At 50.6% G+C, this 26,524-nt stretch carries 23 protein-coding genes and 2 tRNA genes; 13 read left to right on the top strand and 12 right to left on the bottom strand.

Annotated features, from left to right (window positions below):
* The 4 genes from RBT11_15750 to RBT11_15765 form a co-directional block, all read left to right on the top strand.
* The coding region (locus tag RBT11_15750; protein ID MDX9788234.1) for a hypothetical protein at positions 1-384 on the top strand (384 nt) is incomplete at its 5' end.
* 87 nt (positions 385-471) lie between these two features.
* Positions 472-2,109 (top strand): imidazole glycerol phosphate synthase subunit HisF, encoded by a 1,638-nt coding sequence (gene hisF, locus RBT11_15755; protein ID MDX9788235.1) that lies wholly within the window; start codon positions 472-474, stop codon positions 2,107-2,109.
* Between the two features lie 275 nt (positions 2,110-2,384).
* The gene (locus RBT11_15760) at positions 2,385-3,059 is read left to right on the top strand and encodes a PTS sugar transporter subunit IIA (GenBank protein MDX9788236.1); all 675 of its coding nucleotides are present in this window, start codon (positions 2,385-2,387) and stop codon (positions 3,057-3,059) included.
* Positions 3,059-4,798 (top strand): chloride channel protein, encoded by a 1,740-nt coding sequence (locus RBT11_15765; protein ID MDX9788237.1) that lies wholly within the window; start codon positions 3,059-3,061, stop codon positions 4,796-4,798. Before RBT11_15760 ends, RBT11_15765 begins: the two co-directional genes overlap by 1 nt.
* Positions 4,799-4,838: 40 nt before the next feature.
* On the opposite strand, the gene murI is transcribed toward RBT11_15765, so the two are convergent.
* From murI to RBT11_15800, 7 genes are all read right to left on the bottom strand, one after another.
* On the bottom strand, positions 4,839-5,618 hold the full coding sequence (gene murI / locus RBT11_15770; GenBank protein ID MDX9788238.1) for a glutamate racemase: 780 nt from the start codon (positions 5,616-5,618) through the stop codon (positions 4,839-4,841).
* Positions 5,615-6,052, bottom strand: a complete 438-nt coding sequence (locus RBT11_15775; GenBank protein MDX9788239.1) for a YkgJ family cysteine cluster protein — start codon at positions 6,050-6,052, stop codon at positions 5,615-5,617. The genes murI and RBT11_15775 overlap by 4 nt, the downstream gene beginning before the upstream one ends.
* On the bottom strand, positions 6,042-6,641 hold the full coding sequence (gene recR / locus RBT11_15780) for a recombination mediator RecR (GenBank protein ID MDX9788240.1): 600 nt from the start codon (positions 6,639-6,641) through the stop codon (positions 6,042-6,044). Before recR ends, RBT11_15775 begins: the two co-directional genes overlap by 11 nt.
* Before the next feature lie 75 nt (positions 6,642-6,716).
* Positions 6,717-7,031, bottom strand: a complete 315-nt coding sequence (locus RBT11_15785) for a YbaB/EbfC family nucleoid-associated protein (protein MDX9788241.1) — start codon at positions 7,029-7,031, stop codon at positions 6,717-6,719.
* A gap of 50 nt (positions 7,032-7,081) precedes the next feature.
* Positions 7,082-8,773: a DNA polymerase III subunit gamma/tau gene (dnaX, locus tag RBT11_15790; GenBank protein ID MDX9788242.1), complete on the bottom strand. Its 1,692-nt coding sequence runs from the start codon at positions 8,771-8,773 to the stop codon at positions 7,082-7,084.
* A gap of 174 nt (positions 8,774-8,947) precedes the next feature.
* Positions 8,948-9,041, bottom strand: a tRNA-Ser gene (locus RBT11_15795).
* Between the two features lie 38 nt (positions 9,042-9,079).
* A tRNA-Ser gene (locus tag RBT11_15800) sits at positions 9,080-9,172 on the bottom strand.
* A 246-nt stretch (positions 9,173-9,418) separates the two neighbouring features.
* Between RBT11_15800 and RBT11_15805 the strand changes: the two genes are divergently transcribed.
* Positions 9,419-10,735, top strand: a complete 1,317-nt coding sequence (locus RBT11_15805) for a DUF1015 domain-containing protein (protein MDX9788243.1) — start codon at positions 9,419-9,421, stop codon at positions 10,733-10,735.
* Positions 10,736-10,867: 132 nt separating this feature from the next.
* Here the strand turns inward: RBT11_15805 and RBT11_15810 are convergent, their stop codons facing one another.
* On the bottom strand, positions 10,868-11,593 hold the full coding sequence (locus RBT11_15810; protein MDX9788244.1) for a tRNA1(Val) (adenine(37)-N6)-methyltransferase: 726 nt from the start codon (positions 11,591-11,593) through the stop codon (positions 10,868-10,870).
* Between the two features lie 99 nt (positions 11,594-11,692).
* Entirely contained in the window at positions 11,693-12,010 is a 318-nt protein-coding gene (locus tag RBT11_15815; GenBank protein MDX9788245.1) for a DUF721 domain-containing protein, read from the bottom strand.
* 446 nt (positions 12,011-12,456) lie between these two features.
* On the opposite strand from RBT11_15815, the gene hflK reads away from it, so the two are divergent.
* Both hflK and hflC read left to right on the top strand, forming a co-directional pair.
* Positions 12,457-13,494 (top strand): FtsH protease activity modulator HflK, encoded by a 1,038-nt coding sequence (gene hflK, locus RBT11_15820; protein MDX9788246.1) that lies wholly within the window; start codon positions 12,457-12,459, stop codon positions 13,492-13,494.
* Positions 13,491-14,480: a protease modulator HflC gene (gene hflC / locus RBT11_15825; GenBank protein MDX9788247.1), complete on the top strand. Its 990-nt coding sequence runs from the start codon at positions 13,491-13,493 to the stop codon at positions 14,478-14,480. The genes hflK and hflC overlap by 4 nt, the downstream gene beginning before the upstream one ends.
* A 101-nt stretch (positions 14,481-14,581) precedes the next feature.
* Here the strand turns inward: hflC and RBT11_15830 are convergent, their stop codons facing one another.
* On the bottom strand, positions 14,582-14,680 hold the full coding sequence (locus RBT11_15830; protein MDX9788248.1) for an AURKAIP1/COX24 domain-containing protein: 99 nt from the start codon (positions 14,678-14,680) through the stop codon (positions 14,582-14,584).
* A gap of 131 nt (positions 14,681-14,811) precedes the next feature.
* Between RBT11_15830 and RBT11_15835 the strand changes: the two genes are divergently transcribed.
* The 6 genes from RBT11_15835 to RBT11_15860 all read left to right on the top strand — a co-directional run bounded on the left by RBT11_15835 (position 14,812) and on the right by RBT11_15860 (position 20,681).
* Entirely contained in the window at positions 14,812-15,360 is a 549-nt protein-coding gene (locus tag RBT11_15835) for a hypothetical protein (GenBank protein ID MDX9788249.1), read from the top strand.
* A gap of 109 nt (positions 15,361-15,469) precedes the next feature.
* Positions 15,470-15,751, top strand: a complete 282-nt coding sequence (locus RBT11_15840) for a zinc ribbon domain-containing protein (GenBank protein ID MDX9788250.1) — start codon at positions 15,470-15,472, stop codon at positions 15,749-15,751.
* Positions 15,752-16,008: 257 nt separating this feature from the next.
* Entirely contained in the window at positions 16,009-16,296 is a 288-nt protein-coding gene (gene groES, locus RBT11_15845) for a co-chaperone GroES (GenBank protein MDX9788251.1), read from the top strand.
* A 38-nt stretch (positions 16,297-16,334) separates the two neighbouring features.
* The gene (gene groL / locus RBT11_15850; GenBank protein MDX9788252.1) at positions 16,335-17,984 is read left to right on the top strand and encodes a chaperonin GroEL; all 1,650 of its coding nucleotides are present in this window, start codon (positions 16,335-16,337) and stop codon (positions 17,982-17,984) included.
* A 449-nt stretch (positions 17,985-18,433) separates the two neighbouring features.
* On the top strand, positions 18,434-19,345 hold the full coding sequence (locus RBT11_15855) for a transporter (GenBank protein ID MDX9788253.1): 912 nt from the start codon (positions 18,434-18,436) through the stop codon (positions 19,343-19,345).
* 298 nt (positions 19,346-19,643) lie between these two features.
* A complete protein-coding gene (locus RBT11_15860) occupies positions 19,644-20,681 on the top strand; it encodes a LysM domain-containing protein (GenBank protein ID MDX9788254.1) in 1,038 nt (345 codons plus the stop codon).
* Between the two features lie 117 nt (positions 20,682-20,798).
* On the opposite strand, the gene RBT11_15865 is transcribed toward RBT11_15860, so the two are convergent.
* Entirely contained in the window at positions 20,799-21,668 is an 870-nt protein-coding gene (locus tag RBT11_15865) for a thioredoxin domain-containing protein (GenBank protein ID MDX9788255.1), read from the bottom strand.
* Positions 21,661-26,493, bottom strand: coding sequence for a PilC/PilY family type IV pilus protein (locus RBT11_15870; GenBank protein ID MDX9788256.1), 4,833 nt, complete (start codon positions 26,491-26,493; stop codon positions 21,661-21,663). The genes RBT11_15865 and RBT11_15870 overlap by 8 nt, the downstream gene beginning before the upstream one ends.
* Between the last annotated feature and the right edge of the window lie 31 nt (positions 26,494-26,524).

The raw sequence follows: 26,524 nt of genomic DNA on the forward strand, positions 1-26,524 counted from the left end.
GGGAAAATCCCTCCGGATATTTTGGGCCTACGGGATTTCCCAGCTACTTTGGTTAGTTTCCTATATACATTGCAAAGTGGACAGTTTACTTGCTACAAAAGCGGACATTTCTATTTGTTGCTAACATTAATTTTTCCACACCAACCCATGGATGGCGACATCACCATGAAGCCGCAATGGCTCCTTTTCGCGAATACCGCAACAGGCTTAAAGCAGTGTGAGAGAATGACTATTTCCAAAATCCTGAACCCCCTTACATACGATCACCCCCGCCTTCTCTTGCACACCATTCGGCAAATCCATATCCAGTTGCAGGCCGCTGAAGCCGTGAAGCAAAATCTCAAATCTCCCAACTCTTGTTTTGTTCCCATGAGTGATATATGAAGTCCGGGTTGAGCGGTAGGTCGGGAACAGCCCGCTCAGTGTATTTTGGTTTGAAATTATTGATGATAAAAGAAATAGGGGCACAAAATGATCACCCTTTTGGATTACGGCGCCGGCAATGTCCGCAGTGTCATTAATGCCATCGAAAGCCTTGGCGAACAGGTTAAGATCGTCTCCTCCGCTCAAGATATTGTATCGGCTGAAAAACTGGTATTTCCAGGCGTTGGGGCTTTTGGGAATATGATGCGGATACTGGGGGAAAAAAATTACACGGCGCCGCTGACAGACTATCTGAAATCGGATCGGCCGTTTCTGGGCATCTGCCTGGGCCTTCAAGCCCTTTTTGAAAGCAGCGAGGAAGCCCCGGGGGTTCGGGGATTGGGCATTCTGACAGGCATGGTCAAACGGTTTGCCGTAAATCTGGCCGTTCCTCATATCGGCTGGAACGGGCTCGGTATTCAACAACCCTCACGGCTTTTTAACGGCCTCAATGGAAATGAAAAATTTTATTTTGTGCATTCCTTTCATGTCGTGCCACGGGACGATGCCGTCATATTAACCACTACGGATTACGGAATCCGCTTCGTCAGCGCTGTTCAGCGAAATAATATCATTGCCACCCAGTTTCATCCCGAAAAAAGCGGGGAACCCGGCCTTCAAATCCTGAAAAATTTTATCGAAACCGGCGCCGAAGCCTTCATGCCTGTTCAGGCCGCCACGGAAACCCGGCTGGCCAAACGGGTTATCGCCTGCCTGGATGTGCGGGCCACCGATCAGGGGGATCTGGTGGTTACCAAGGGCGATCAATATGATGTTCGGGAAGGCGGATCCGTACGAAACCTCGGAAAACCGGTGGAACTGGCCAGCCGATATTACCGGGAAGGCGCTGATGAAATCACCTTTTTGAATATCACCGGATTCAGAGATTTTCCGCTAAAAGACATGCCGATGCTTCAGGTATTGGCGCAAACGTCCAAACATGTGTTTGTCCCTCTAACCATCGGCGGGGGTATACGCGATTTCACCGACAAGGAAGGGCGCAAATACACGGCCCTGGAGGTAGCCACGGAATATTTCAGATCCGGTGCGGATAAAATTTCCATCGGCAGCGACGCGGTATATATTGTGGAGCAATATCTGAAAACAGGTAAAAAAACGGGTAAAAGCCCCATTGAAGAGATCTCGCGCGTTTACGGCGCCCAAGCCGTGGTCATTTCCATCGACCCCCGGCGGGTCTATGTCGATACGCCCAAAGCGGTTCCATACAAAATCATTCACACCGATGTGCCGGGCCCCAACGGCGAGCGCTATTGCTGGTATCAGTGCACCGTAAGGGGCGGCCGCGAAGGCCGGAATGTGGATGCCGTCACCCTTGCCCAGGTTTGCGAGACGCTCGGTGCCGGCGAAATTCTGCTGAATTGCATAGACCGTGACGGCACCAACTCGGGCTTTGATATTGAACTGATTAACGCGGTGAAGGCCGCCGTTACCATTCCGGTGATCGCTTCCAGCGGGGCCGGATGCGCCGCGCATTTTCTTGAAGTGTTTATGAAGACAAAGGCTGAATCCGCCCTGGCGGCAGGCATTTTTCACCGTCAGGAAGTTCCCATCAGCGAGGTAAAGGCGTATCTGGCGGGAAAAGTGGAAATTAGAATATCGCCTAACCCGGCAGAGCCGGAAGCTGGGCGGCTGGGCTGCCTGGCAGCTAACGACCTTCTCCAATGATACACGCTTTTTCGTGTATGTTTCTGGTATAGGGTCTAACCCGGCCTAACCGAAAATCGGCAACAGCGGGGTAGGATAACCTCTTGCTTCGATGCGACGCCGTTGCGTGGCGGTTTCGATGAGAAGGACCGATTTGTTCATTTAGTTGCCAATTCAGTTTTTTAACCCCAAAAAATAAGCCGGCCGCCTTGTTTCATCGGGTTAAATAATCTATAGTAATTGCTTTATGAATTAATAAAATTAGGTGTAAGCTAATTATCAATATGAAATTATCTTTGACACAATTGGCGCGCTGCCTGGACTTATCGCCGAGTACCATCGAACGATGGGTATCGCAGGGCCGCATTCCCGTACACATTTCAAATAAGGATTGCATTTTTAATCCATCCGCATTGGGCAAATGGTCTGCTGCTCACAAGGTGAAATTTACGCCACCCCAGGCGTTGCAAGGCGAACCGGTTATTGAGCCAGTTGAAACCTTGATAGGGGCCATGGGTCGCGGCGGCGTTTTTAAAAATATAGAGGGCGATTCGATAGCGTCCATCCTTCAGGCAGCGGTAAACCGGTTGACCGGAATACCTGAAAAATCAAAAGAAGACCTCTTTCAAAAGCTTCTGGAACGGGAACAGTTGACCTCCACCGGTATCGGAAAGGGGGTGGCTATTCCCCATCCCCGCTCGCCCATTGCAGCCATTGAGCACAAATCAATGATCGCCACCTGTTTTTTAAAAACACCTGTGGACTTCAACGCCGTTGACGGCAAACCGGTCTTTGCGCTGTTTGTGCTCATAAGCCAGACCGTTCAACAGCATTTGCATTTATTATCCCGTCTCTCGTTTTGCATTCGAAACGATGCCTTTATCTCTTTTTTGAAAACCCGGCCGGCACCGGAGGCTCTTTTCCCCAAAATCACGGAGCTTGAAATTGAGATGGACCGGACAAACCGCTGATGGACCGCTCTTTCATTAACTTTTTGAATAAATGGCGGTATCCGGCCAGTTGGGCGATTTTCCGTTTCGATGATAGAATCCTGATGATCTTATTGGCCGTTATCGTCGGAACCTGTGCCGGCCTGGCCGCCGTTGCACTCAACCGCTCGCTGCTTTTTCTGTTTGAGCAGCTGAATCACCTGAGGCACTTCTGGTGGGGATTCATTCTGCCGGCTATCGGCGCAGTCCTGTCGACAATCGTCCTTGAAAATATTTTCAAGGAGAGCGCAGGCTATGGTGTGCCGGAGGTCATCTACAGCGTCTCCCGATTCGGCGGTCTGCTGAGACTCCGGTCGAGCTTTTCCCGCCTGATTTCAAGTTGTCTGACTATCGGTAGCGGCGGTTCAGCCGGTCCCGAAGCACCGGTCGTCATCAGCGGCTCCGCCATCGGGTCTAATATCGCCACGTTATTTTCCTTAAACGACCGCCAACGGATCACACTGGTCGGATGCGGCACCGCCGCTGCCATTGGTTCCATTTTTAATGCTCCCATAGCGGGCATGGTCTTTGCGATTGAAGTGATCCTCGGTGACTGGAAGGCCCCAAGCATCATCCCCATTGCCATCGCTTCGGTGGCGGGCACGGAATTAAGCCGCCTGCTGCAGGGCAATCAGATCGCTTTTTCCCATCGCGTCTTTCATTTGGATATGATCGAAAACCTATCCTGCTTCGGTCTTGGCATCTTCTGCGCCGCCGCATCGATTCTGTTGACCCGCGCGCTGGGCATCATGCACCACCGGGCGGAAAAGGTTCAACTCCCCTCATGGTTAAAAGCCGCTGTCGGCGGTTGCGCCGTCGGCCTCATCGGCATTTTTATGCCGCCCGTTCTGGGGGAAGGATACCATTCCATTCGAAGCATGATCATCGGCGCGTTTGAACCGGGGTTGATGTTCGCAGCCATTGCAGTCGGCGCAAAAATCGCCGCAACAAGCTTGACCCTCGGCTCGGGCGGTTCAGGCGGTATTTTCGCCCCCGGCCTTGTCATCGGCAGCATGGTCGGGTTGACTTATCATCGCGCCCTAACCTTTTTATGGCCCTCAGCCGAATGGGTCAATGAAGGCAGTTTTGCACTGCTCGGCATGGCGGGGCTCATCAGCGGAATTTTGCAGGCACCGTTGACGGGAATTTTTCTGATCATCGAAATCACCGGCGGCTATGATGTCATCCTGCCTCTGATCATCGTATCCGCTATTTCAACCTCGCTTTGCCACTATATCGAACCGGCATCCATCTATTTAAAAGGTCTAATCGAAAAGGGGCAATTGTTGCGGCTCGGCACCGATGCCCGCGTGTTGCAGGATTTAAGCATCACCGAGCTGATTGAAAAAGACTGCACCGTGGTCACACCAAACCTGTTACTCAGGGATTTCATTAAAATCATCGAACGGTCTCACCGAAATTATTTTCCGGTCCAAGAAGAAGACACCGGCCTATTTGTCGGTTTGATTCATCTGGACGATATTCGACCCTACCTGTTTAACCGGGGAATGTATGATGTGGTATTGCTAGGGCAAATCATGAGAACGGAGGTGGAGGTGATCAATCCGAATGATGATCTGCCGAATGTATTGAACATTATGGATGAAAAACGCTATTTTTCCATGCCCGTCGTGAAAAACGGGCGTTTTATCGGCATGATTTCAAAGGCCACCCTTCTGGATCAATACCGCAAGGAATTGCGAATACAAACCATCGTTTGATACTTTTTTCATATTTCAACGCGATGGCCAAGGCATCGCATTAAGCCACATCGAGTACCACATGGCCGCCAAAAAAGATCCGGGCGGTTTTTTCATAATGTGCGGTTTTTTCAGACACCATTACCCGCAGGGCGCCTTTTCGATCTGCAGGCTGATTCAATTCGCTTGATGCGTCGATAATTTGTTTTACCTGTAAGGCCAACGGCATGATTCCTGTTACTATTTTAATCCGGGCGCCGGCTTTTCGTGCGAAGGCCCTTTGTAAAAGGGAAAAATGGTTGCACCCCAGGATAAGGGTATCGATTTGCCGGGTAATCAGCGGGTGAAGATGTTTTTTGACCATCATGTGAGTCTCCGGCTTTTGGATCCACCCTTCCTCTACGAGTGCGACGAGCAATGGCGCTGCAACAGCATACACCCGAGCACTGTCACATCTTTTTTGAATCGTTTCCTCAAAAAACCGGCTTTCCACCGTGGCGCGGGTTGCGATCAGACCAAATCCGTTTTTGGAGGAGTCTGCCATCGCCGCGGTTATTGTTGCCTCAGACACGGATAAAACGGGCGTGGCAAAAGTATCTTCAAGGTGCGGCCCTGCCACGCAGGCCACGGTGTGGCCGGCAAGCACCAACAGGTTGGCCCCTGCCTTCAATAAAAACTCGGCGCTTCGCAGTGTATAATCCCGTATTACTGCCGCGGGGCGCGCACCATACGGCATGTGGGCGGTATCTCCGAAATACAACAAATCCTGATTCGGCAGCAACCGTCTGATTTCCCGCGCCACCGTTAACCCGCCGAGCCCCGAATCGATCAACCCAATCATGGTGTCACATCTCTTTGCGCCAGCACCCGCGATACGCAAGCAACAATGGCCTCGTCGGAAAAATCGGTACGCATGCCGGGGCAAGCGCCGGCCATGATCCGCCAGTTTTCCGGCGCCCTGAGGACACTTTCGATAAACGGCCACGCACGGCACATTTTCGGTTTGACGGGGTGTATGCCGCACCCGTCCGCCGTGAGAAATACGCAATACCCGTCTTTCCCTTGCGCAATTACCGGTTTTTTGCCTGAAAAGCGGCAGTATGCGTCGACAAACCGTTCCGGCGGAACGCCGATATATTCGGATATAGCCTGAATGTCTTTTTCCGTGACAAAGGTGCCGCCATAGCCCTTGCAACAGTCGTTACACCGTTGACATTCAAAAATATCCGCCGGGTCCGGCACCTTTTTCTCGAATTCGGGTGCATCAGAAACCATGCCGGGCCTCCATCGCTTTTTTAAGCGTCATCTGATCCACATATTTTAGATCCCCGCCCACCGGAACCCCCGTGGCAATCCGTGTCATCTTGACCGGATACGGCGCCAGCTTTTCAGCAATAAACGTTGCGGTCGTTTCCCCCTCAAGGTTGGTGCCCGTAGCCAGCACGACCTCCCGGACGCCGCCCTCGCGAACCCGATCGATTAATTCCCGAATGCGAATATCATCCGGTCCGACCCCGTCCATGGGCGATAAAACGCCGCACAGCACATGGTACAAACCGCCAAAAGCGCCCGCCTTTTCAATAGAAGCCATGTCCCCTTGTTGTTCCACCACACACAAAAGACCGGCATCGCGACCCGTATCACTGCAAATGCGACATTGCTCGGCATCGCTAAGAGAAAAACACTTTCGACAAAGCCGGATGCGATCCTTTACATCCATGATGCTCTGTGACAGCGCCTCGGCCGCCTCCCTGGAGGAACGAAGGATATGCACGGCCAGCCGCTCGGCCGTTTTTTCGCCGATGCCGGGCAATTTGGAAAAATTTTTGATCAACGCAATCATGGATGGCGGATAATGATTCATTCACCTGCTCCGATAATCATGATAGTTACCCCACGCACGGTTCACCCGCACGCTCTTCGCGCCTAACGATTGGCCTCACATGAGGCCGGGAATATTCAACCCGCCGGTGAGCTGGCTCATCTTCTCAGAAACCATTTCCTGGGACTTCGTCAATGCATCGTTGACCGCCGAGAGAATAAGATCCTGAAGCATTTCAACGTCCTCGGGATCAACCACTTCCTTTTCAATATGGATCGAAACAATCTGCTGGCGCCCATTGGCCACAACTTTGACCATACCGCCGCCGGAAGTTGTTTCCACCGTCATTTGCCCCGCCTCTTCCTGCATTTTAAGCATCTTGGCCTGAAGTTGCTGGGCTTGTTTCATCATTTTTCCCATACCACCCTTCATGAATCCACCTCCTTGTCCCGGCGTTATCCGGGAAATCTATATGCTTCCATCTAACTCATCTTCACATCAACAACCTTGCCGTCAAATATCTCGATCACATCCTGAACCAGTGGGTGACGAAGCGCCTCATTCTTTCGTTGCTGCTCCTCTTCTTTTCCTTCCCGATGGTCCGAAATCTCAATGGCCCCGGAATGAATCGTCACTTGCAAGGGCCGGCCAAAATAGTCGCTGCAAACCTGCGCCAGCGCGCCGCGGCTTTTTTCCCGCTGCACCATATTCAAATTGAATTTGCTGCCCGACACCTCAATCTCAATCGTTGACTTGGAAAGCGTTTTGGCCGCACTGAGGGTCAAATTGGGCGCCAGCATAGGATAATCAATTGAAATCCGACTTAAAATATCCTGCCAAGCCCTGTCAAGAGATTCCGCCGTTTCACCAGTCTCAACCGGTTTGTTTTTCGGGGCGGAAGTCTCGGCGATCTTCTGAGGATAAACAGGCGCACTCGGTTCTTTTAAAGCAGCTGATTTCCCATGAAAACCATTCGGAACATCATCATAAGATGGCGGCGGCACCCCCATTTTATTTCCGGAATCAACAAAAAAATCTTTTCTTAATGCGTCCAGGCCTTCGATAAGATGTTCGATGGGCAATGCCGGTTTAAGAACGCCCAGGCGAATAAAGGCCATTTCCAGGGCAAGGCGAGGTTGCACGGCATACCGAATGGCCTGCTCTTCCCGCATTAACAAGTCCAGTGTCTGGGTTAGCACTGCCGGGGTCACGACCTGAATCTGCCTTCGGGCCATTTCGATTTCCTGATCGGAAAAGCTCACCAATGCCGCCGCATTTTTGGCCACTTTAATCACAAGAAGGTTTCGAAAATGGCCAATCAGATCAGAATAAAGTTTTTTCAGATCCCGGCCACGGCCATGGGCGGTGTCAAGGATATTCAGCAGTTCCGAAACGTTTTGCGTCAACGCGGCAGCGGAAATTTTAAACAAGGTTTCTGTATCCACAGCCCCCAGCAGATCCAGAACATGGTCATGCAAAATCGGCCCGTCCGCGCAAGAAATCATCTGATCCAACAGGCTTAACGCATCGCGCATGCTTCCACCGGACTCCCTGGCGATCACCCAAAGGCTTTCTTCCGGAAATGCGATGGCTTCCGCTGCGCATAGCTTGGCAAGATGGGTCACGACTGCCTGTAAATCAATTCGGCGCAGATCGTGCCGCTGGCACCTTGACAGAATCGTAATCGGTATCTTATGCGGCTCGGTCGTGGCAAAGAAAAACAACACGTGCGCGGGCGGTTCCTCCAGGGTTTTCAGCAGGGCGTTAAACGCGGCCGTGCTCAGCATATGCACTTCATCGATAATATATATTTTGTAAGGGCTGTGCGCCGGCATATATTTGATATTGTCCCGCAGCTCCCTTACCTGATCCACCGAATTATTGGAAGCACCGTCGATCTCAAAAACATCCGTGGAGTTTCCCGCCGTGATTTCCACACATGAACGGCAGGTATTACAGGGGTTCGGGCTCGGCCCCGCTTTACAGTTCATGGCTTTTGCCAAAATCCGCGCGATGGTGGTCTTGCCGGTACCCCTGGGGCCTGAAAACAAAATAGCATGCGCCACCCGGCCGGACGAAATGGCATTAGAAAGCGTTTGGGTCACATGCTCCTGGTGAACCACCGCCTCAAAAGTTTGGGGCCGATACTTTCGAGCAAGCACAAGATAGGACATGGCGCGGGTTCCTTTTTTTATCGATACATCACGATATCAATGTTCGCCTTCCGGGAACAAGCCCCCCGGGTGAACTTGAAAACCATCGGTCTTGATTCGGACAAATGGGGGTAACAACACAAGCGGCGAAACAAGGCGATATGGAAGGAAAGGTATTTAAACACATGAAATACGTGGCGGAGAGAGAGGGATTCGAACCCTCGGTGCCGCTATTAACAGCACACACGATTTCCAGTCGTGCACCTTCGGCCAGCTCGGTCATCTCTCCGTTTTGTCAACGAGTGGGGGGAACATTCAAAAATAACCTGGCGGAGAGGGTGGGATTCGAACCCACGATCCCGTTTTTGACAGGATACCGCTTTTCGAGAGCGGGGCCTTCAGCCGCTCGGCCACCTCTCCTGAACCCTCCTCTACATATCCGTAAAATTGGCTTCATAGCTTCTTTCCCCATAGGTGTCAACTAGGTTCTTTGGGAATTAATGCTATGAATGGTGTGAATTCTGAGAACGCAAAATTTATCGCTTGATCCGAGAACGGCTTTATAGTATCGGTTGGCCCATTCATCGTGAATATAAGCGCCTGTTATTATTTTTATTTATATTTTCATCAATTTTTGATCGGAAATTTGCAAAAAGGATTTATGAAATGGCCAGAATACTTCCTTTCCAGGGAATCCACTACAATCTAAGCAAAATCGGCAATTATGCAAATGTCGCCACACCACCTTACGACGTGATTCCGGAAGCCCAGCGGAATATGTTTCACGAACGCCATCCCAACAATGTGATCCGCCTGATTCTCGGAAAGCCGACCGATGCTGACACCCCGCAAAATAATCCGCATACCCGCGCCGCCGCTTTTTTCAGAGAGTGGTTGGCAAAAAATATCTTGCTGAAATCACCGGAAGCCGCGCTGTACCTGACCGCTGTCGACTTTCCGTTCAAGGGAGAAACCGTTCGGCGTTACGGTCTGACCGCCAAAGTGGCCCTTGAACCGTTTGAGAAAAAAATCATCCTTCCCCACGAACGTACGTTTTCAAAGGTAAAATCCGAACGGCTGGAATTGATAAAATTATGCCACGCCAATTTCAGCCCGATTTTTTCTCTCTACACGGATTCGGAAAACATATTGAACACGCTGGTGGCCGCCGCCGGAAACGTATCACCGGAAATGGATTTCATTGATGACGCCGGCCACAGGCACCTGATGTGGCGCCTAACGGATCCGGAACTTCACCAATCCATTACCACGGTGTTTCACAACAAGCCTTTATTTATCGCGGACGGTCATCATCGATACGAAACCGCGCTCAATTTCCGCAACTGGCTGAAAGACACTCAGCCGGATTTTGATACATCGCATCCGGCCAACTTCATTATGATGTCCTTATCCAGCATCAGTGACCCAGGGCTTGTTATTCTTCCGGCCCACCGCATTTTGACGGCCGTCCCCGCTGAAATACGCGAAACTTTCATCTCAACCGCTGAAAACTATTTTGATATTATTAGCGTGCCCGCCGGTCACGAAGGGCGCGTCGAATTGATGTCACGGCTCGAACCGGAAACAGCAGGGAATCGCTTTGGCGTAGTGATTAAAAACCAGCCCTTGTATTACTTGCTGACGCTCAAACCCGGTGTCATGGACCGGCTCTTTGAGGATGAGCTTCCGCCCGCGCTACGGCACCTGGATGTTACAGTGCTTACCCGCCTTATTTTCATGGAAATTCTAAAATTTGACCAGGAGCGGTTGGATAACGAAAAGGCGATTATGTATTCAAGCACGGAGGACGGTGCCTTCGAGGCGGTTGAAAAGGCGGGACAAGATATCTGTTTTATTCTCAACCCCACGAAAATCAAACAGGTTCGGCAGGTATCGGAACAAGGGTTGATCATGCCGAGGAAATCAACCTATTTTTATCCCAAAGTCATCACCGGCCAGGTCATGAACGACCTGAAGCCCTAACCCGGCAAAGCCGGGAGCTGGGCGGCTGGGATGCTTGGCAGCTAACAACCTTCTCTAATGATACACGCTTTTTCGTGCATGTTTCTAATAAAGGGTCTATGCGGCCGAGCCGGAATCTGCCCCAACCCCTGTTCAGTCATATTGAAACATTTGTCTGGCCGCTTCGGTATAAGCGCCGTCGGTATGATAAAGAATTATCGGCGGCGCCAGCCGGGTGCCGGGTTTGCCACCCTTTTTCCCCTCCACCAGAACCAATTTGGCGGCTTCATTTTCGTAGGATTGGATTGCCTGAAGCGTTTTGGGTTCAATCCCGGCCTTGCGCATCTCGATGATCAAATCGCAAACGCGTTCCGCCGTGTAAATAGACAGGAAGTATCCCCCGGTTCGCAGCATGCGGCGTGCCGTGAGCATCACGTCGGACAACCCCACCCGTATTTCGTGCCGGGCCACCGCACGCTGGTCATTCGGATTGATTCGCCCGGAGCCGGCCCGGTGAAAGGGCGGGTTCACCACAACCAGATCGACGGGACCGCCCGTCATGAAAATCCGAAGTGATTTCATGTCTGCATGCAAAATCGTAATACGATCCGTCATGCGGTTATCCTTCACATTTTCCACCGCCAAGCGCGCCAGCGAACTCTGGACTTCAACACCAAAAACATGAATAGCGGGCTTTCGAAATGCCATAATCAGGGGAATAATGCCGCAGCCGGTGCCCAAATCCAGCACCTTTTCCCCGGGGAGTCTTTTGGAAAAATAGGCCAGAATAACGGCGTCAATGGAATACCGATAGCCATCGGACTCTTGCCTGACCTGAATTCGGCCGTCAAAAAAAGCATCGAATGTAACGAGCGACATGGCCCCTTTCACGGGAAGCATTCACGAAAAAGCGTGTCTATCCGAAGAGGATCGTTGACCGCCGCGCAGCCCGGCTGCCCAGCTTCCGGTTTCCCCGAATTAGCTTCGATGGCGCCCGACTTTGAATTTTATATTCTCCACCAGGGCTATCCCCAGCTTATGATTAATACGCGCAATCATGTCTGGTTTTAAGAACTGCAATTGTTGATGCCAGACCGAATTGGCGACCTCCACCCAAAGCAGCCGGTTCTTGTAAGCAGCCGGCCGGGCATGGCCCGAAATCTGCTCTCCGAGGGCGTCCTCCCAAATCTCCAGGATAAGGGTCAGTTCCCTGCCGCATGTTTGCTTATGCGTTTTAAGTAGCTCCGAGATGATGCCGCCGATATGAACGCACTGTTTTAATGAGGGCCTGACCAACCTTACTCCATAAAAAAAACATTAAATTGTCCTTGACCTTTTTCATCGGCGAGTCCACCGAATTAAAACCATAGACAAGCCTCGGAACCCTTGTCAAGGAAAAGCAAACGCCTCGCGATTTCGCCACCGCGTTGCAACTGCCCAAGACGCCAGGAGCATTTTTCCTTGACTTCAACGGCCTGCTAACTTAGATAATTAAAAATTATTTAAATGTTAATCGGCACGCTGCAATGCATAACCTTTTTATTTCAGAGTGTATGCAACCTATGGCCCCGACGCTGACGGATGCGGAGCGACTTGGTTTTCAGTCGGCTTAACAACCATTCCCATCCGGCCAACTCAATGGTTCGTTCAGTCTTATTTTCGCGTAAACCCCTTTATGTGAAATGTCTGCATACTGCATGAATTTCCGGGGAAACAAAATATATAATTATAGGAAAAACATTATGAACTGGGATTGGGACAAACTTAAAGATCATCAACAACAACAGCACGGCGGCCCCCCGCCCCAATTTGATGAGATATTAAATAAAATTAAAGACATCAAATTTCCAGGCGGCCCGTTATTTATTGTAGTGATCCTTCTCGCGTTTATCTCACTAAGCTGTTTTTTTACAGTGGGCGTGGATGAGGAAGGGGTAGTGCAACGATTCGGTCGCTATGTACGCACCAATCAACCGGGGCTAGGATTTAAACTCCCCATGGGTATTGAAAAAGTCACAAAGGTCAAAGTCCGCTTAGTCTACAAGGCGGAGTTTGAAAGCGGTCCGAGCCAAATGGTGCCCGCCGCCACCCGGTTTTTAGGCGGGGATGACGCGGCCAACCCCACACTGATGCTGACCGGCGACTTAAATGTGGCGGTCGTGCCCTGGATTGTTCAATACCGCATAAAAGAGCCTTACGATTATTTATTCAAGGTAAAAAATGTAGAGGTGCTGCTCTCGGATCTTTCCGAAGCCGCGATGCGGCTTGTCGTTGGAGACCGCAGCATCAACGAGGTGATCACCAAGCGGGACGAAATCGCGATAGAGGCCAAGGAAGTGCTTCAAAGGGAACTCGACAATGCAAACGCCGGCATCGCCATCACCACGATTGAAATGAAAAAAACAAATGTTCCCGATCCCGTACAGCCCTCTTTTAATGAAGTCAATCAGGCGGTTCAGGATAAGGAAACCATGATTTACCAAGCCAAGGAAGATTACAACAAGGCGCTTCCCGAGGCCAGGGGAGAAGCGGAAAGAACGATCAGGGCCGCCGAGGGCTATGCCATGGAGCGTGTCAACCTGGCAAAGGGAGATGCTTCTCGCTTTCTGGCCCTTTACCGTGAATACGCCAAGGCCAAAGACATTACCAAACGAAGGATGTATCTGGAAACGATCGCAGAGGTGTTTCCCGCATTGGGGAAAAAATATATTGTCGACTCGGAGCAAAAAAATTTATTGCCTTTGCTTAACTTAGGAAACGAAAGCGGTGTAACCAAATGAAAACCAAAGGTGCTCTCATAATCATTGGCGCGATTGCCGTTGTTGTTCTATTCTTATCAGCCTTTGTGGTCGATGAAACCGAACAGGTGGTCATCACCCAATTCGGAAAAGTCATCGGTGAGCCGATCACCAGCCCGGGGCTCAAATTTAAAATTCCTTTTATTCAAATAGCGACCTTCTTCCCCAAAAACCTGCAGTCATGGGATGGGGAACCGGGCCAGATACCGACACTGGAAAAAACCTATATTTGGGTCGATGCCTTTGCGCGCTGGAAAATCGTTGACCCCGTTCAATTCTTTGAGACTGTCAACAATTTGAACCGGGCCAAAGGCCGCCTGGATGACATCATCGACCCGGCGGTCAGAAATGCCGTCACCTCGTATCGCCTGATCGAAACAGTCCGAAAAAGCAACCGCGAGCTTGACACCATGGAAGTCGGCGTTGATACGGTCCAAAACGAGGAGGCTTCAACCGATACAAAAGGATTTTCATCCCAGACAGAGAAAATTTCAACTTATATAATTAATACCGGCAGGGAAAAAATCATGCAGATGATTCTTGAACAGGCCCAGCCTAAGTTGAAAGGTTTCGGCATCGAGCTGGTGGACGTTAAAATCAAGCGGATCAATTATGTCGACCAAGTTCGCAAATCGGTCTATGGCCGCATGATTGCGGAACGAAATCAAATCGCTGAAAAATTCCGTTCGGAGGGTCAGGGCGAAGCCAAAAAAATTCTTGGAGAAAAAGAGCGGGATTTAAAAGAGATTACCTCCGAGGCCTACCGCAGGGCGCAGCAAATCAAGGGGAAAGCGGATGCTGAAGCGACACGAATTTTTGCCGACGCATTCGGCGTCGATGCGGATTTTTATTCTTTTTCAAAAACACTGGAAACGTATAAAACCACGATGGATTCCAACAGCTCACTGGTGATCTCGACAGATTCAGATTTTTTCAAATATCTAAAAGGATATTCCCAACAGCCCTAGGCCGATTCGCCAAACCAATGCGGCAAAAAATAAAAAAGCACCCCGCAAGATGTTCTACGGGGTGCTTTTTAATAGTTTTTTTTATCAATTCGGGGAAATATTTATTTGCCCTTTCGCCTCTGATGACGGGTTCGGGCGAGAAGCTTTCGATGCTTGTGTTTTCTCATCTTTTTTTTTCGTTTCTTGATAACGCTGCCCAAATGATCACCTCCAATCGTACGGATTTTAGTTTATCCGGGACGCATAACATCAATTCAGGCTGCTTGTCCACAATTATTTATTTTTTTGCGGGATCATTTGACGAGCGCCCAGCGAATGCTTAAAAAGGAATATGATCTCACCAACCGAACTGCAACGGTTTACACCAGCCCAGATTGCCGTTATCAATGACGCGGCCGCCATGGCTGAGGAACTTGTCAGCAATGCCTACAAAATGTCCGCCAGCCAGTGGCTCCGCCGAAAATATGATTTTAAAACCGTTGCAGATCTTGACCCCGGAGAAATCGTAAACGGCCCATTTGCGCAAATTGTTCGGTATGAAGGTCAGCGAATGGACAGCTTTTTAGGCTCAGCGATATATGATTTCTATAAAATATGCCTTCAGGACCACGCCATTCTCGAGGCGATGCGACACGATAGGGGCATAAAACTTTTTCCTTTTTCCCTGTATATTTTAACCCATGAATTAATTCATGTCGTTCGCTTCAGCAAATTTCTCTGTAACTTCGCGGCCACTGATAATGAACGAATGGCCGAGGAGACCATCGTGCATCAAGAAACGCATGATATGCTCAGCCGCCTGACACTTGACGGCCTGCCCGAAGTGTTTCGTTTTTATAATAAATGGCGACTGCCAATGGAACAGGTCAGCGATTCCTGATCGGTTCCTGCCTTGACAAGTGGGAACCCTGCCATATATTTTTTCCAAACTTCGCTGTTCTTGGGTGTCAGGATTCATATATTTCTTTATTTTCAGGAGGTTTTAGAAAATGCCCATTTATGAGTACGAATGCTGCCAGTGTGGAAAAATCGAAGAGGCGATACAACATTTTTCCGACGCACCATTAACGACGTGCAGGCACTGTTCCGGAAAGCTTTCAAAACTTATTTCCCAAAGCAGCTTCCACCTTAAAGGCAGTGGATGGTTTGCGGACGGGTACGGTGCCAAATCCAAAGAGAAAGATGTCCCGGTAGCAAAAGAGGCGGGAAACACAGGCGCTTGCTCGGGACCGGAAAAATCCGTCGATTCCGGTACCAAGGCGAGTGAATAAACCGATCTTTTTTCCCGCACCACCCTTTACAACCATGAAACTGTGATTATTTTCGGCAGGTAATTAGATTGCTGACGTAAAACACCAACTGCGTTTGATCGGCGGTAGTCGTCACGGAGCGCTTCTCGCGGAAAATGAAGCGGGAGCCTGCCACGCTCCGGCATACCCGGCACCAACTATTGCAATATCATTTTAAAAAAGACCATTTTTATTTATTAGGGCTCGTTTAAACGTAACAGAAAAAGGAGAAAGCGGAAATGAAACTCAGACCATTACAAGATCGAATTCTGGTTAAACGCGTTGAAGAGGAAACAACGACCAAAGGTGGCATTATTATCCCTGATTCAGCCAAGGAAAAACCGGCGGAAGGCAAAATCGTGGCAGTCGGCAACGGAAAAGTCGGGGATGACGGCAAACGAATCCCCGTGGAAGTCAAAAAGGGAGACCTGATTCTGTTCGGAAAATACTCCGGAACCGAAGTAAAAATCGACGGTGAAGAATATCTCATTATGCGCGAAGATGACATTCTCGGCGTAATCGAATAATAATTTTTTTTCAAAATACTAACGGAGGAATGAATAAGATGGCTAAGATAATAAAGTATGACTTGAAAGCGCGCGAAGCAATGCTGAACGGCGTCAGAACATTGGCGGATGCAGTGGTGGTCACCCTTGGACCCAAGGGCAGAAATGTCGTCATCGATAAATCATGGGGCTCGCCGACCGTCACCAAAGACGGCGTCACCGTCGCCAAGGAAATCGAACTGGAAGACAAATTCGAGAACATGGGCGCCCAGATGGTCAAAGAGGTCGCCAGCAAAACCAGTGACATGGCCGGTGACGGCACCACCACCGCGACCGTGCTCGCCCGAGCGATCTATGAAGAAGGCCAGAAATTGGTGGCTGCCGGCAACAACCCCATGGCGATCAAGCGCGGTATCGATAAAGCTATTGAAATCGCCGTCGCCGAGCTGAAGAAACTCAGCAAGCCGACCAAGGACCAACGGGAAATCGCTCAAGTCGGAACCATTTCCGCCAATAACGATGAAACCATCGGGAACATCATCGCAGAGGCCATGAGCAAAGTCGGTAAAGAAGGCGTCATCACCGTCGAAGAAGCCAAGAGCATGGACACCACGCTGGATGTCGTGGAAGGCATGCAGTTCGACCGGGGTTATTTATCCCCTTATTTTGTTACCGATCCGGAAAAAATGGTGGTGTCTCTGGAAGATCCGTTCATTCTGATCAATGAGAAAAAGATCAGCAGCATGAAAGATCTTCTACCCATTCTTGAGCAGGTCGCAAAAATGGGAAAACCGTTGTTGATCGTGGCAGAGGATGTGGACGGTGAAGCCTTGGCGACATTGGTCGTCAATAAACTGCGCGGCACGCTGCATGTCGCGGCGGTTAAAGCCCCCGGTTTCGGCGACAGACGAAAAGCCATGCTCGAAGACATCGCCATTCTGACCGGCGGCCAGGTGGTTTCAGAAGATCTCGGCATCAAACTGGAAAATATTTCGATCAATGATCTTGGCAAGGCAAAGCGCATCACGATCGATAAAGACAACACCACCGTCGTTGACGGCGCCGGCGAGAGAAGCGCCCTGGAAGGCCGCGTCAAACAGATTCGGGCTCAAATCGAAGAGACCACGTCCGACTATGACCGGGAAAAACTTCAGGAGCGGCTGGCCAAATTGATCGGCGGTGTTGCGGTGATCAATGTCGGTGCCGCGACCGAAACCGAAATGAAAGAGAAAAAGGCGCGGGTTGAAGATGCGCTTAATGCTACCCGCGCAGCGGTTGAAGAAGGCATTGTGCCCGGTGGCGGCGTTGCGCTGGTGCGCTGCATCAAAGCCATCGAAAGCGCCGATGTGTCAGCGGAACTGAAAATGGGCGTCAAAGTCGTGATGCGCGCCATTGAAGAGCCGCTTCGCCAGATCGCCAACAATGCCGGTTTTGAGGGAAGCGTTGTCATCGATAAGGTGAAAAACAGTCAAGGCGCGCAGGGCTTTAATGCCGCCACCAACACCTATGAAGATTTGATGGAAGCCGGCGTTATCGATCCGACCAAGGTGGTTCGCTTTGCGCTTCAAAATGCCGGTTCGGTTGCCGGCCTGATGCTGACCACCGAAGCCATGATCGCGGACAAACCCGAAGATAAAGACGCCCCTGCAATGCCGGGCGGCGGCATGGGCGGCATGGGCGGCATGGGCGGCATGGGCGGCATGATGTAAGTCGCTACCGCAACACGTTGTCCTTATGAATCATAAACAAAAGTCCCTTGCGCATTCAGCGTAAGGGACTTTTGTTATCCCCCCTCCCGTTTCTCAAACACTGATTTTTCACACGAAACGCCAAAAAAAACCAATTGTTTATAGCCATTAACGTTGCGACCGGTGTGTGAGATTCAGGTGGTGATCCCCAACGGCCACCATGCACTACGGTTTTACAGGTAAATACGATTACTCTGTGGCGGCCGAGAAATTTTATGGAACTTTGCATTATTTTGTGATTTAGTGGGCCTCACTTTCCGTGGCCTCCCGATTAGCGTTTTTTTTCAGAAGCACCCTAAATTCGCTGTTCATGGAACGCCGCTTTTTCTCGTTGCTTTTCAATGCAACCACAGGGTCACCTATGCGAGCGTCCCCATGGCGCTTGGGACCGGAATTGAGAGGGAATAGCAATGACACGATTCATCGTGGGATGGTTGGTCCTTTTGTGCAGCGTATTGGCACAAAATAACTTTGCTTCGGCTGATAATCACGCGCGTGATTACCTTCCAGCGCCTCCCGGATGTCTCGGCGTATTGCTTTATTATAATCACAGTTGGGCCGACACCTTGTATGGTGATGGGAACAACGTGGCTGACAACTTGGATTTTTCAGGCGATGTGGGCACAGCAAGATTTGTTTATTTCTATATGCTCGGCAGCTTTGAATTTTATTCCAATCTTATAATTCCCTTCGGACACTTAGCATTTGAACTGCCGGGGGAACAAGATTTCTCCGCATCCGGGCTGGCAGACCCAATCCTGCAGTCAGGCGTATGGTTTTATCAGAACAACCAGTCGAAAACCTGGGCCGGAGTCACCACATACGTTTTTCCGCCGCTTGGAAACTACGACAATAAAGGGGTTTTGAGCCTGGGCGCCAACCAATGGCGTTTTCGAGAGGAGTTGAATCTTACTCAGGGATTCTCCGTCCTTCCGGGCCATAACGCCTACTTTGAATTGACGATTGCGGGCGATTTCTTCACGGACAATGATGACTTCGGCCCGGCAAGTCAAAACAGAAGCAAAGATCCCATCCTGACGGTTGAGAGTCATCTAAGCTATGATGTCACCCGCACCCTTTTCGCTTCGACGGACTATTATTACCACCATGGCGGAAAGACAAATATCGAGGGAATCGATCAGCAGGATAACCTAAGCAATCACACACTGGGGGCCTCACTCGCCTACAACCTCACCCCGCGCTTTCAGGTTCTTTTACAGTATTTAAACGACGTTGAGGTCGAAAGCGGCCCAAAGTCCCAAGCCATAATGACCCGGTTCCTCTACATCTGTGACCTGAGCTACTTATTCAGAAGACCTTAACCAGCCAAAAACAAGCGGCCGATCACAAGAGGCCATCACCCCCATTTTTTCCCATACCGCCCTTTACCCCCATGGAATTGTTATATTTTACGGCGTCTATTAAATATTGGTTATAAATTCAAATTATTCACAATTTTTTGGTCCCCGCTTCTTTCCGTCCATCGGGGCATTTTGCAGTAAGGCCTTGACAAGACCCGAACTAGAAGGGTAATAATTCTCAAACAAATAGAATACCTATCGCGTCATCCGCCGTACTTCGGCGACAACGTCAAACCGCGCAACCGAATCGAGGCTCACTATGTTTTCTGTTTTATCTACGATGTTGGTCAGGGTAGCGCTCGTAACGGCAGTTTTATTCGCCATTCCATTGAGTCTTTCAGCACAAACTGCCCGGGAACAAAATAAAATTCCTTATGAAACCGGATTTTACTATACGGTGCAAAAGGGAGATACGCTTTGGGGCATTTCAAAAAAGTTCTTTAAAACCCCGTTTCAGTGGCCGGATCTGTGGCAAAAAAACGACCAGCTGCCGAATCCGCACTGGATTTATCCCGGCCAAACATTGCGGCTGTATCTAAAAGACGGCGTGGTGCAATTCGAAGAGGTGGAAAACATCCCCCAAGATGCGCCTGCCGCCGAACCGGTTCTGCCGCCCTCGTTTGAGTTTGTGCAGATCGATCAGGTCGGATTTATTCGAAAAACACCTGTTGAGCCGCACGGCACGCTGTTCAAATCAAAAGATGATAAAGAAATGATCAGCATGCAGGACATGGTTTACATTCGGCCTGAAAATTCACACGAACTGCTTCCAGGGAAACAGTACATCGTTTACAGAACAATTCCCCCGCTTGAAGATAAAAAATCGCTCGAAACAATCGGATATCAGCATTATATTGTCGGCATCGCCGAAATTACCGGACAGGAACCCGGCCTTGCCGTGGGACGCATCTTGAAAGCATTCCGAGATATCCAGATCGGAGATTTATTGATTCCCTATGAGCCGAAATCGACCACCATCGCTCTAAAAGAGGCCGTACAGGGCCTTGAAGGGCGGCTCATTGCAACAGAGGAACACAATGAACTCATCGGACATAATACATTGGGGTTCATCGATAAAGGCGCAGAGGACGGCGTCGAAGCAGGCCAATCCTATGAACTCTTTTATCGTGAAAAAGCGAGGCACACGATTCAGGGGGAGACGCCTGAAATCCTGCCAGCCATTGAACTCGGCGATTTTCTGGTTCTTCACACCGAGGATACCACCGCCACTGTACTGATTACCCGATCCGACCGCGACATTAAACCCGGTGAGACTTTTCGGGCATCGACTCGTTAATATTGTCGAAAGCTGAGTAAGCAGGCGATTCACCGCTAATGATATAATAGCGCTTCATTGATAGGATCTAAATAGAAAAAGACGCATGGCCGCCCGGTGTCCGTGCCTTTTTCTATTTTAATGTGCTGTTTTTTTCAATTCAGCATCAATCAGTTTTTGGAATCCGTCAAGGGTCCGTTCCGTAAGCTGCCTTCCATTGATAAATACTTTCGGGACCCCCTTGACATCGGCCTGAAGACCGTCATTAATATCCGCCTGAATTCGCCGGAACAAGTCAGGGGCTTTCATCTTTTCTTCAAACTCGGCTCTGTCGAAGCCCAGATCCGCGGCAATAGTTAATATCTTCTCATCGCTGAGACTGTCATATTCATCGAACAGGCGATCATGAAATTCCCAGAATTCCCCAGTGTTGGCCGCCACCTCGGAAGCCGCCGCCGCAACGAGGGCAAATTTGTGCATCTTTAGCGGGAAATGTTTGAAGACCAATTTCACCTTTCCCTTATTTTGCGCAAGTACCTGTTTGAGCAACGGCGCCATTCGTGCACAATAGGGGCATTGAAATTCCGCAAATAAAACAATAGTCACCGGCGCATTCTCCTCTCCCCGCACGGGGGAGCCCTCGATATTGATGAGCTGAATAAACTCAAGCGCCAGAACTTTCACCGTATTGTTTTTTCTATCGGTCAACAACAGCAGATGTTCCTCGGGACCTTCTTGAATTCGATTCACATTGCTTCCGACCACGATCGTATCATTAAGAACACCCTGTGATGAGTAAACGAACAGCTCACCGGCCTCCGTCAGCACAAAAATCCATTTCCCACTCCTGGAAACAGCCACATCCACTGGCGAATGCGTCAATTCCAATGTCTTTTGCACGCGCCATTCAACTTCAGCCCAGCCTAAAGAAAACAGACCCGACACGCTCAAAAAAATAAAAAAGCAGATAACGCTACGCACTTTTCCCCCATTTTTGCGCTTATTCACTTCGCCAACTCATACGACCCGATTTCATCGTCTTGATGGGCAGGGTCGGCCGATTTATTTCAACAATGGCTCCGGTACTGGTCTGAACAAAAGCCGTATCCCCCGATTGTCTACCGACATGCAAGTTGGGTGTAGTGGCAAGTCCTCGACCAATATCAAGCTTATTGATCACGTTCGGCGGATCATCGCCAGACAAACCGATCCCCTCACTAAACACCGGCTGGTACCAGGCCGTGCCGCTCTGATAATAAAGGGCATAAAGATAGGCCTGACCCTCTGGCCGGCAAACATCATCAAATGGCTGATAAGTGGTAAAGGTCAACAGCCCACCCAAAAGCGTGGCTTGACCCAAATTCCGCTCCCGAGGCGCTGAGAAGTTTAAATACCAGCCGTCCGTGCCTGAATAGCCTTTGAACACTTTGTTCTCGTCATAAACACATCCCGTGCCGGCAATATAATCAACCATATCCTTAAAGGTCGTCACACCGGCGGGCAAACACCCGACGCCGCCCCCTTCGCAGGAAAGAAGCGCAGCTTCCGGTTTTTCTGCCTGTTGCACCAATATCTGGTCGATCCGCAACAATTTTCGAGTACCTGGTGCGTCCAGGTCGCTCGGTGGAATCAGTGCATTCGCATTTGTAACCGGGCGCCAGGTAAAATTACCGTTGCAATCCATCGGCTCCTTGATGCCGTAATAGCTCTCCTGGCCGTTGCTGCTGACATCCGTCTTATCATCTTTGTGCATGAATCGGCCCGTACCGAAATAAACCCAAAAACTATCGCCATCCCATCCAACGCTGGGCGCAGCGGAGATCGGCCGGCCGGGCTCAAACATCACACCGGGAGGGCCTAATACGAAAGTAGATTTCCCCCACTCATGCGGGGCGGTCATTCGGCTATCCGCGTTAGTGACCCAGCGATAAAGTTTTCCATCCCAACTGCCGCCCTTAGCCGCCCATTTGCCTTCAATGGTGCCGAAATAGAGCGCATCAACCCGGTAATCGGGCACCAGGTCGTAATCCACGCTGATAATGTCCGATACCATGCCATCTCCAGAGGTCGCTAACACATGGCTGCCGGCCGCTGAACCGGCATCAGGGGGAACCGCCGGAATCCGAAACACCTTTGATCCGGTAGTCAACTTGTCCAGTGGAAACACGCCGATCCGCGGTTTCTGGTTACTTGTTCCTTCACGTCCCCAGTTTAAACCGCCGTCGGAATCCACATCCGTCGGGCCGCTGCCCACGACCAGATACCATTTGGTTACGTTTCCTTCCTTCATGGGAACAACCGCGGGAACAGCCACGGTATGACCCAGTTCCGCACTCGTGGCGGGATCAAAAGTCAATTCACCCAAAAGGACCGGTGGTATTTCAGGATTGGTTATGTCCATCACCACATAGGAAGAAACAAACTGACGGCTATCGGTGATATCACTGGTTGAGACCTTGCCACCTCCAATCCGCATGCCCGCAATCAGGATGGTTCCCCACCCTTCGGGATGGTCCGCGTCAGGGGTAAAAATTCGGACATCAAAGATTCGCGGCTTTAAATCCACGAAATATTTATGAACATAATTTTTTTCGGTAAGGCAACGCAAATGGGGAAGCAAATTATACGGCGCATACGCCCAGAGCTCCGCTCCCAGCAAAGGGGCGTTCGCAACCGCCGCACATCCCGGACTCAGGCAGAACGCTTGGGTGCTCTCATCATAAAACCCGCCGTTTACCGCATGAAGCAACCCGTCGTTTCCACCAAAATAAATAACATTTCGCCGATGTTGATATTTTTCATAAAATTTTGCGTACCCCTCATCCCGATAGAGTAAATGGTAATTATCCATGGGACGGCCCACAGCCGTCGGCGTGGAATGAATAATATCCACCAAACGCCATGTGATATTCGCCGGTGACCCGGTAATGTTAAAATTGGGCGGGGTGGGAACCTGGCGCTTTCGAACCGTGTCGTCAGCCAAATTGTCTTTGCCTCGTATCCAACTGACAATGGCATCCACTCCGGCATCCGTGGCCATGCCAAAATCCAGCGGTACCGCCGGCCGGTTGGGTGCCCCGGCCGCCGGGACCACCGACTGCGCAGCCCAATCCATGGCTGGTACAAAGGGGAGCATCTCATTGGCGTCCGCAGCGCCGTTATTGTTCAGATCGTTCCAGGTAAAGATATAGCGCTTTTTTTCATCCGATATATAGACGGCACGGTTGGCATCAATATCCGCATCACCAATACCGGCCAGCCATTCCGCCGCGGACCACAGATAGTTGACATCATGCAGACTCTTGACCGTTCCGTTGCAAACACCGGCCGCATTCACCTCTCCATAGCAGGCCATGGTAGCGCCATTGGCCTCGTCAAAAAAGAAGACCACCCGCTGATCCGCGTCGGTCAACGCCTTGTCCCCATCATCTTCATACAGCCTACCATAGGCATCCACCAACAGTGCATGAACCTCACCGGTCCAAGTCACTTCCGGCTTTCCACTCGGATCATCCATGTGAGGCCAGAAAATAGCCTGGTAAACGGCCCCTTCGCCCCCGCGCGTCGCCGCGATGACCGAAGCGGCGGAACCGGCAGCAGCTCTTTTCATGACCGTCCTGAGCACGCTCTCGATTTGCTGCTTAAGCTGTGCCGGATCAGCGGCAATAAGCGGCGCCTCACTACCGCCGTTAAACGCCGCATTTTCGAGCAATGTTTTTGGGTTGCATTCTCCAACCCCTTCATCACGAGGCGTTCCGGCCACCACCAAAAACGTCAGAATATTCTGATACAATTCAGACTCGGCATAGGGACTGCCGGAAAAAATATTCCCTTTCCAGGCATAATGGGTCAAATCATCTAGATAGGAGCTGCCGTATAAATCACCGCATCCGGCCGAATTATCAACATCAGGTTCGTCTTTTACGCCGGCGGCACCGGCAAGGTTCACCATAATTGGATTCAAATCAGCCGTGGAAGCGCCGTCCGTAATAAGAAGCAGGTTGTTTTTTTCGCAATATTCGGAGATAGGCGCCGCATCAACGGGAAAATCAGTTGGGTTTAACCGAAGATCCGCCCGTTGCGTATAATAGCCGATGGCATTAAAAACCGCCTCGGCCAGGGGCGTCCAGGACTTAGCCTTAATATTATTGATATTGCTCTTCAATCCGGTGAGATGATCGGCCCCGGCGCCGATGGGTTGAACCAGATACGTGCCGTCCTTATTGTCCGGATCATCGCAGTCATAGGTCACGTAGGGGAAGGGTTTAGCACACTCACTCTTTGACCCGTCATAATTAAATGCCATTGCGCCGATTTTAATTTCCTGACCATATATTTCAAGCAGACCGGATGGAACGGCATCCGTAGCGATACGCGCTTGAAAGGTCGCCAGTGGGGTCCCGAGTTGACCGGCCGCCCCCTGGCTCATGAGCATGGCGGGCAGGTTCCATGTTTCACCGGAGGACATCTGTAAATCGCTGGGATCCACCACCTGAGGAACTTCAATATACCCGCAAAACCGCTCACGAGCTGCAGTGATACACTCATCCAGATTTGTCCAATCCCTTCCCATCGCCACGATTTCGGCATCGCTCTTCCATCCGCCGACCGCGCCGCCACCGTCACACTCCTGGACAACGACCCAGTCTTCTTCTTTCTTGCATTCACTTTTTCCGCTGTTCCAGTTCGTGCAATATTCAATAACGCCGCCGTTGCATCGCTCCCTGGGTTGAAGCGCCCTATCCACGCAGGCGACATCGTGACATACGCCGGGAGGATTCCAGCATTCACCGATAAACCCTTCCAGTGCCGGTGTCGTACCGTTGCCATAGCAGACATAGGCCGCGTTGTCCTTTGTGATGGTCCGTGGGTCGTCCCGGGTATACACATCCGCGCACCAATTTTCAAAATTAAACCCCTGAGCCCCCCCTCCGGGCCAATCCCCCTGCTTGTTCAGATACCAGCAGTCGTGCAAGGAATTAATCAATGCCTGCTTGTCATGTTCACCTGGCTGTTGATACGGATTTTGAGCATCGTATTCCATGCAGTCTATGATGCTTTGCTTGACCTGCCCGAAACCAGTCGGATCCCCCATCATTAAATCAATAGCCGCCTGGCATTTTTCGGGCACAAAACCGTTCTGAGTAATCTGAAAAATGTCGATCAGCGTCGTATCAACGCCGTCCGTGTCGTCATAGTCGGTTCGAATACCCAACACCAGCTTGTAGGCGGTGGCCCCACTCGTAAGACCAACTTCTTTAATGAAACGATTTCCGGAGCAACCCCGGCCTTCTGATTCCAGTTCGCCGGCAGTATATTTTCCACCCGTGAGAATCTGTTTTTGAATGTCGAACTTGGAGGCCGTGGCCCAATTGAGAAAGTTGCCCGTGGCTTTGAAAGCGTCCACCTGAATAATGGTGTCCGCGCCGACCACTTCGGTTCTGGTAACCACGCACACATAGGCATTGCTGTAAGCAGTCGTTCCGGCCGCGCCTGCGCATGCGCCAGCAACAGTCGTTTCAAATCTATTAGAACCGCTGTTGTGCGCATACCAAGAACTTCCGTCAAAATACCCCGAATAAATCACGTTATGATCATAGGTATCATCAAAGCAGACCGTGTCATTCTTCTGATACGCCATATCATACATACTGGCGGAGTTATCGATGATCAACAGCAGGTTCGGGTCCACTCCGGCCGCGAGAAAGGGAGGATCCGCCGTATCCGTGCAATCACACGTATCCGCAATCGCCGCAGCCGGCAAACATGCCATAACCGCCGCCAGCACAATCATTCGAACGCAAATTGATGTGTATTTTTTAAAATAGAACATGTGGCCTCTCCTTTTTTCGCTTTCAGCCGAT

The organism is Desulfobacterales bacterium (genome assembly GCA_034003325.1).
Lineage (GTDB): Bacteria > Desulfobacterota > Desulfobacteria > Desulfobacterales > JAFDDL01 > JAVEYW01.